The organism is Rhizobium sp. PDO1-076 (assembly GCF_000247475.1).
Lineage (GTDB): Bacteria > Pseudomonadota > Alphaproteobacteria > Rhizobiales > Rhizobiaceae > Allorhizobium.
In genome coordinates this window covers 1-7,457 of record NZ_AHZC01000083.1, presented here as the reverse complement: position 1 = coordinate 7,457, position 7,457 = coordinate 1, and the positions used below count along the sequence as shown (strand labels likewise).

The following is a 7,457-nucleotide window of genomic DNA, read 5'->3' as shown; positions in this document are numbered from 1 at the left end:
AACAGGCGGGTGAAAAGGGAACGGAATCCGGCAGAAGATCGAGGCGGCATTTGCCGCAATTGCCGAGCAGGAAAATGCATTGACGGAGCGGTTGCTCGACTATCTGCGGTCGCGCAACGACTGCCAGATCATCGGTCAGTCGATCAACCGGGACGGCAACCGCGTGCCGACGATTGCGTTTCGCTTCGACGGCCGCGAGGCCGCAGACCTCTGCAAGGCAATGGATGCCGATAGGATCGCCATGCGCTTCGGCGACTTCCATTCGCGCCGGCTGGCGGAATATCTCGGCCTGACCGACCAGGGCGGCATGCTGCGCGTCTCGATGGTGCATTACAACACGATCGAAGAAGTGGATCGCTTCACTGCGGCGCTCGACCGTATCCTGGCCGGAGAGGCCGGGCTTGCGAAGGCGAGCTGAACACGAGCAGGAAAGGAGACGGGCGATGCGCTTCGATACGGTGATCCGGCATGGAACGGTGGTAACGGCAAGCGACACATTCCTCGCCGATGTCGGCATCAAGGATGGAAAGGTCGCGGCACTCGCCCTGGGTCTGACGGACGCGGACGAGATCATCGACGCCACGGGTCTGTTTGTAATGCCGGGTGGCATTGACAGCCACGTGCATCTCGACCAGCCCTCGGGAGACGGGATCGTCATGGCCGACGATTTCGACAGCGGCACCCGCTCGGCGGCGATCGGCGGCAACAGCACGGTTCTCGCCTTCTGCATGCAGGAGAAGGGACAGTCGCTGCGCGAGGCCCTGAAAGTCTATCACGCCAAGGCGGACGGCAAATGCCATGTTGACGTGTCGTTCCATCTTGTCATCACCGATCCGACAGCCGAAGTGCTCGGCCAGGAGCTGCCCGCTTTGGTCGAGGACGGCTACACCTCGCTGAAGATCTTCATGACCTATGAGGGGCTTCGCTTGCGTGATGACGAGATCCTCGCAACCCTCGACGCAGCAAGACGCACCGGCGCGCTGGTGATGGTCCATTGCGAGAACGAGGATGCGATCCGCTACCTGATCGGACGCCATGAGGAAGAGGGAAAGTTCGCGCCGAAATTCCATGCCACAACGCGTCCCGTTGCTGCCGAACGGGAAGCAACGCACCGGGCGCTGTCTCTCGCGGAGATCGTCGACGTGCCGATCGTCATCGTGCATGTCTCCAACCGCGAGGCGATGGAAGAGATCCGGCGCGCTCGTGAACGCGGACAGAAGATCGCCGGCGAAACCTGTCCGCAATACCTGGTGCTGACGGCCGACGATCTCGACCAGGATGCGCTGGAAGGCGCAAAATATGTCTGCTCACCTCCCCCACGCGACAAGGCAAGCCAGGACGCCTGTTGGCAAGGCCTTGAACAGGGTGTCTTCGACCTGTTCTCGTCCGACCATTGCCCCTTTCGCTTCGACGATCCGCAGGGAAAGCTGAACGAGAAGGGCAAGCGCCATTTCCGCTGGATACCAAACGGCATTCCAGGTGTTGCCACCCGCCTGCCGATCCTGTTTTCCGAAGGTGTCATGAAGGGGCGTCTCGACATCAACCGGTTTGTCGCCCTGACATCGACGAATCATGCCAAACTCTACGGCCTTTATCCCAGGAAAGGCACGATTGCGATCGGCGCTGACGCCGACATCGCACTCTGGGACCCGAACAGAAGCGTCACATTGACAAACGCCATGCTGAAACATGGTGCAGACTATACGCCCTATGAGGGTCTCGACATCCGTGGCTGGCCCGTTCGCCTCCTCTTGCGCGGCAAAACCATCGTCAATGACGGAAGAACAGTAGGTGACGCCGATCGACGAGGATCATACCTGGCACGACAGCGCTCATCGATGGTTCAATGATCTTATGTCAACGCTGTGCTGCACGCCTCGGCATCGATCAGCCGCCGGGATTATCGAGGCCTTGTATTTGTTGAGGAGCGTGGCCGCTATTTCGCCACGGCTCGTATGGCCGCATTCAACCAGATCGACCGCTCAGTTCATGAGGCGCTTACGTCTCCCGCGCGATCGCCCCCAGCGCTTCGCCACCGCTTTGATGCACGAGCGCTTCCGGCCACCCGTGTGTCAACATCGTACATGTTGAATAGCAGTTTGAAATTCATAAGATACTTGGAGACACAGTAGTAATATAGCCAACTCATTCAGAAAAATCGTTCCTGGGGGATTTCAGATGGACCATTTGAGCCTGAGCAACCCTGTGTTTGCAGCCTATTCTATCGCAGCTACATTGATGATCCTGAAAGGGGTTGCAATGTCTTGGCTTACGGTAATCCGCATGACGGCTGAAAATGGCGGCTTTCGAAATCCGGAGGACTTGAAAAAGACTCTGGTCAACCCGAGACCGAACGATGCGCAACTGGCTCCCAATGATCGAGTTGAACGCATCCGCCGCATTCAGCTCAATGATCTCGAAAATTTGCCTTATTTCCTAGTGTCCGGTCTTCTTTACGTAACGACAGCGCCGTCAGCGTTCCTCGCGCAGTTCCTTTTCTACGCTTATGTCGTCACCCGCATGCTGCACTTCCTCGCCTATTACACCGCCCAGATTCATGACATCCGCGCGGCACTGTGGACGCCGGGTTCTTTGATTATCATCTACATGGCGGCAAGCACGTTCTGGAGCGCCGTCTGGTAGGCAAGCAGTTCGGCATGGAGTGTGCGGCACAACAAAGCGGGCGAAGCATATCCAGCATCAACCGCGTTCAAGCTTCGAATTTCAGCCAAATGAGACGCTGCTCCTTGCTGCGCCCGGTAACTGCCACAAGGTTGCGCCTCAGCTGGCTTGTGGCCGCAGCAATCGCCGGACATGGCCACCATCGAGTGGACGGTTTCAACGCGGGTTTCTGTCCGTCGGAGAACCGGAGGATTGCGCCCATCCCCGCTGTGCCCGCCATAGGACGGTAGAATCGGCATAGCCGAGCACTTCGGCGATCCGTGATTTCTGGATATGGGCAGCGAGTTGTGTGGAGGCGATGGTCTGGCGGTAGCTGCGGACCAGATCGCGCAAGGACGTGTCTTCGTCGGCAAGCCGCCGTTGCAGGGTGCGCACCGAGATTTTCAGTTCAGCGGCAATGGCTGGCAGCGTGATCGGCTTGTGGCCGAGATAAATGCCAACCAAGGAGCGGACCTTTTCCGTCACCGTATCCGGTGTGATGGTCTTGCCGGCAAGTTCGGAGACATGCCGTTCCAGGACGGCGGCGAGATCGGCATCCTCGTGACGATAAACCCGCGCGGCATCGGCACCTGAGACGATGATACGGTTGGCGGCTTCCCCAAACCGGAGTGGCGCGCGAATAAGGCGCTCGAGCATCGAACGATCCCGTGGCGCGACATGTTCGAAATGCACCTCGATTGGCCGCCAGCTCTTGGCAAAGCAACTGCGCACCAGTTGACACGAGGCGGCGACGGTGAATTCACTATCCTGCCGACGCGGCCACATCCCCGCATCCTCGAGGCGGTAGCTCCAGACCAGATTGCCGTCTTCCTCGAACACGCCCGAACTGGTCGCGCTCTGCACCGTATTGACGTATTTCGCCAACCGCTCGAAGCCGGCACGGATGGTCGGCGAGATCGAAAACAGGATGCCGATCGGCCCAATATCGCTCGGCTTGAACAAGGTGCCCATGCGAGCGCCGAGCGTCGGCTCGTTGGCGATCAGGGCAGCATCCTCGAAGATCGCCACATAGCGCGCCATCGGCACCATCGCATAAGGATCGTCGAGCTGGGACCTGAGAATGCCGTGCGCGGCGAGCAGGAGGTCTGTCTTTCCGGAACGTCGGTCGATCTGTTGCACCAGCGGCGTCAGAACCGAGGCGCGAATGGATGCAATTGCAGGCGTAGTGCTGATTATTTGCGGTGCAGATGCCATCTTTAGCGTCCTCGACCTTGGCCATGGCGTGAATTATCGATTCATTGGCATGAGTTGCAATATCGGGGCCAAATTGCCGCGCCTACCCTCTTGATGAAAATCAAAACACAACAGGGGTTCCCATGACACTGGATACAAATATGGCCGGTCCCACGGACAGGTTGGCGAAGAATTCCGTCGGCCTTGCCCATATCGTCTTTTTCGTCGTTGCTGCTGCGGCACCGTTGACTGCCGTGGTCGGCGCCTCTCCGGCAGCCTTCGCCTTCGGCAACGGTGCTGGCGTTCCCGGCGCCTTCGTGCTCGCCGGTCTGCTCTATCTGCTGTTTTCGGTCGGATTCACCGCCATGAGCCGCCATGTCGGCGGTGCGGGAGCCTTCTACACCTACATCACCCACGGCATTGGCAAGCCGGCCGGTGTCGGCGGTGCCCTGATGGCGCTCGTCACCTATTCGGCGGTGCAGGTCGCGATCTATGGCCTGTTCGGCGTGTTCATGGCCGGCGCAATCGCGCCGCTCGGACTTGATCTGCTCTGGTGGGCCTGGGCATTTGCAGCCCTGATCGTTGTGCTCGTCTGCGGCCAACGCAACATCGCCTTTTCCGGCGCCATCCTTGGTGTCTGCATGATCGCCGAAATCGCCATCCTGCTGCTGCTCGATATCGGCATCGTAATGGCTGGCGGCGGACCTGAGGGCTTCAGTCTCTCGTCGTTTTCGCCATCGGCCGTCTTTGCCCCGGGTGTCGGCGTGGCACTGGTCTTTGTCGTCGGTTCCTTCATCGGCTTTGAAGCGACCGCAATCTTTGGCGAAGAAGCTGAGAACCCGGAAAAGACCATTCCGCGCGCCACCTATGTCGCCGTGCTGCTGATCACCCTGTTCTACGCCTTCTCGACCTGGGCGATCACCCAGTTCTATGGACCGAGCAAGGTCCAGGAAACCGCGGTCGCCGGTCTTGAAAGCTTCTATTTCATCGCCACGGACACCGTGCTCGGCGCCTGGGCGAGCCAGGTGATGAACATCCTGCTGATCACCAGCCTGTTTGCCTGCGTCTTGTCCTTCCACAACACGTTGAACCGCTATTTCTTCGCGCTCGGTCGCGAAGGCCTTGCCTTCAAGGTGCTCGGCAAGGTGCATCCGATGCATGGCTCGCCCTATGTCGCCGGCCTTGTCCAGAGCGCTATTGCCGCCTTGGTTCTGGTGCTCTTCATCCTCGCCGGTGCCGACCCCTATACGGTCGTGTTCTCCTGGATGTCCGCACTGGCGGTCATTGGTATCCTCGCCGTACAGGTTCTGGTCTCTGTCGCCATCATCATGTTCTTCCGCAAGACGCCGACAAGCCACGGCATCTGGACGACCTTGCTTGCGCCAGCGCTTGGCCTTGTCGGATTGCTCGGTGCGCTGTTCCTGGTGATTTCCAACCTGTCGCTGCTCTCTGGCAGCGAGAGCCTGATCGTCAAATCCTTCCCCTATCTGATCGTGCTCATCGGCTTGATCGGCGCGGCCTTTGCCATGCAGATCAAGAAGCAGAAGCCCATGCTCTATGCGTCGCTCGGAAAGGTATTCGAATGACCACGATCGCAAGCCTCAATCCGGCTGACCGTATGCTAGCACTTTCTCTGGCCATGCTGACCGCCCTCACCTTGGTGGTCGCGACCGAAGCCCATGCTTTCTGCCAGATCTTCTGCATCCATGGCGAAGCCATGCTGACCGAGATCTGCGCAAGCCAGGCAGGTCGATAAAGCAGTTAATGCAAAGGGCGCCGCAATCGGCGGCGCCCGTTCAAGCCACCGGGCCAACAAGCCACCAAGCCACCAAGCCTTGCCCAAATGCCCCTTCAGAATGAGGTGAAAACCATGGACGCCGTTGTCGTCAAAACCCATCCGCTCGACCCGTTGAGCCTCACGGAAATCGGTGCAGCCGTTGCCATCCTCAAGCAGGACAAGGCACTTGCCGCGACCATCCGTTTTCCGATCATCCGGCTGGAAGAGCCAACCAAGACCGACATGCTGGCATTCCGTAACGGCAAGCCGCTGCCGCGTCTCGCCTTCCTGCTGGCACTCGACATCAGCAATGGCGAAACCTTCGAGGGTATTGTCGACCTGACCACGGCAACCGTCACAGCCTTCACCCGCATGCCGCTCGACCAGATGCCCTATGGCCAGCCGCCCGTCATGCTCTGCGAATTCGAGACAGTCGAGGCGACCGTCAAGTCCGACCCGCGCTGGATCGCGGCCGTCAAGAAGCGCGGCATCACGGATGCCGACATCCCGCTCGTCCAGATCGACCCCTTCTCCTCCGGCTATTTCGGCCTCGAGTTCGAAAAGGGCCAGCGCATCGTGCGCGCCGTGTCCTACTGGCGCGAGGATGAACGCGACAACGGTTATGCCCATCCGATCGAAGGCGTCGTCGCCGTAGTCGACCTAGTCAAGAACCAGGTGGTCGATCTGGTCGATGACGAGAAGATCATTCCGGTGCCGAAGAAGAAGCGCAATTACGGCAAGGAAGCTTTCCCGGAAACGCGCAAGGACGTGAAGCCGCTCAACATCGTCCAGCCGGACGGCCCAAGCTTTAGCGTCGACGGCTGGAAGGTCGAGTGGCAGAACTGGTCGTTCCGTGTCGGCTTCACCCCGCGCGAAGGCCTTGTCCTGCATGAACTCGGAATCAAGGACGGCGGCAAACATCGTCCAATCGTCTTCCGCGCCTCGGTCACGGAAATGGTCGTGCCCTATGCCGATCCGACCGCCAACCATTTTTGGAAAAGTGCCTTCGATGCCGGCGAATACGGTCTCGGCCGCCTCGCCAATTGCCTGGAACTTGGCTGCGACTGCCTTGGCCATATCCATTATTTCGACGTGCCTTCGGCCGATGACTTCGGCCAGCCGACAGTGATGAAGAATGCCATCTGCATGCATGAGGAGGACTACGGCATCCTCTGGAAACACTATGAATTCCGCAACGGAATTTTCGAGGTCCGCCGCTCGCGCCGTCTTGTCATTTCCTTCTTCGCCACCGTCGGCAATTATGACTATGGCTTCTACTGGTATCTCTACCAGGATGGTACGATCCAGCTCGAAGCCAAGCTCACAGGCATCATCCAAACGGCGGCGGTAGCCCCCGGTGAGACCTATCAATGGGGCGGCATGGTCGACGACAATCTCGGCGGTCCGACCCACCAGCATTTCTTTAATGCCCGTCTGCACATGGATGTCGACGGCGGCGGCAATACCGTGACCGAGCATGAATTCGTGCCGCGTCCCTGGGGCGACGACAATCCGTATGGCAATGTCTTCGACACGAAGACCAAGCTTCTGAAACGCGAACTGGATTCACCGGCCATCGCCAGCGGTGAGACAGGCCGTTACTGGAAGGTGCAGAACCCCAATGTGACGAACTCTGTCGGCAAGGCGCCGGGTTACAAGATGGTGGTCATGCCCAGCCCGCTAATGCTGGCGCAGGAAGGTTCGACTGTTGCCCAGCGTGGCGGTTTCGCCAAGAAGCACATCTGGGTTACCGCCTTCGACCCAGCCGAAAAATACGCCAGCGGCGACTATCCAAACGTGCATGGCCGGCGGGGATGGCCTGCCG

6 protein-coding genes and 1 pseudogene are annotated in these 7,457 nt (G+C 59.3%); 6 read left to right on the top strand and 1 reads right to left on the bottom strand.

Annotated features, from left to right (window positions below):
* The first annotated feature begins 79 nt into the window (after positions 1 to 79).
* From PDO_RS06595 to PDO_RS06585, 3 genes are all read left to right on the top strand, one after another.
* Complete coding sequence (locus tag PDO_RS06595; protein ID WP_007599515.1) at positions 80 to 418, top strand: aminotransferase class V-fold PLP-dependent enzyme; 339 nt, start codon at positions 80 to 82, stop codon at positions 416 to 418.
* Positions 419 to 443: 25 nt separating this feature from the next.
* Positions 444 to 1,850: a dihydropyrimidinase gene (hydA, locus tag PDO_RS06590; protein WP_007599514.1), complete on the top strand. Its 1,407-nt coding sequence runs from the start codon at positions 444 to 446 to the stop codon at positions 1,848 to 1,850.
* A gap of 328 nt (positions 1,851 to 2,178) precedes the next feature.
* Positions 2,179 to 2,643 (top strand): MAPEG family protein, encoded by a 465-nt coding sequence (locus PDO_RS06585; RefSeq protein WP_007599513.1) that lies wholly within the window; start codon positions 2,179 to 2,181, stop codon positions 2,641 to 2,643.
* A 195-nt stretch (positions 2,644 to 2,838) separates the two neighbouring features.
* Here PDO_RS06585 and PDO_RS06580 read toward each other — a convergent pair whose 3' ends face one another.
* Positions 2,839 to 3,876 carry an AraC family transcriptional regulator gene (locus PDO_RS06580; protein WP_007599511.1) on the bottom strand — a complete coding sequence of 346 codons (1,038 nt, stop codon included), beginning with the start codon at positions 3,874 to 3,876 and terminating at the stop codon, positions 2,839 to 2,841.
* 122 nt (positions 3,877 to 3,998) lie between these two features.
* Between PDO_RS06580 and PDO_RS06575 the strand changes: the two genes are divergently transcribed.
* The 3 genes and pseudogenes from PDO_RS06575 to PDO_RS06570 form a co-directional block, all read left to right on the top strand.
* Positions 3,999 to 5,441 carry an APC family permease gene (locus tag PDO_RS06575; RefSeq protein WP_007599509.1) on the top strand — a complete coding sequence of 481 codons (1,443 nt, stop codon included), beginning with the start codon at positions 3,999 to 4,001 and terminating at the stop codon, positions 5,439 to 5,441.
* A complete protein-coding gene (locus PDO_RS28235; RefSeq protein WP_007599507.1) occupies positions 5,438 to 5,611 on the top strand; it encodes a hypothetical protein in 174 nt (57 codons plus the stop codon). The genes PDO_RS06575 and PDO_RS28235 overlap by 4 nt, the downstream gene beginning before the upstream one ends.
* 114 nt (positions 5,612 to 5,725) lie before the next feature.
* A pseudogene (locus PDO_RS06570) lies at positions 5,726 to 7,457 on the top strand (primary-amine oxidase); the annotation flags it as partial.